This window comes from Cohnella sp. GbtcB17 (genome assembly GCF_019091135.1).
Lineage (GTDB): Bacteria > Bacillota > Bacilli > Paenibacillales > Paenibacillaceae > Cohnella.
The window spans coordinates 1-231 of sequence record NZ_JAGXJW010000534.1; the positions used below are offsets into that span (position 1 = coordinate 1).

Here is a 231-nt window from a genome sequence, read left to right on the forward strand (position 1 = left end):
TAAGGAGCCCTTCGGGGCAATACGAAGTCCGTTTGATTTAACTGCTCGAGTTCAGTTTTGAAGGAGAAATCCTTCAGTGCGTACCGCACGAACGCGTTTCTAGCGAAACGCTGCCTCTTGCGGCACGTTCGAGACGATCTGACGATCGCTCGATAACCGGTTTGGTGATAATGGCGGAGGGGTTCCACGCGTACCCATCTCGAACACGACCGTTAAGCCCTCCAGCGCCGA

1 rRNA gene is annotated in these 231 nt (G+C 54.5%); it reads left to right on the forward strand.

The window, feature by feature from the left end:
* Window positions 1-160: 160 nt before the first annotated feature.
* Window positions 161-231: ribosomal RNA gene (gene rrf / locus KVT38_RS34340) — 5S ribosomal RNA — on the forward strand; the annotation flags it as partial.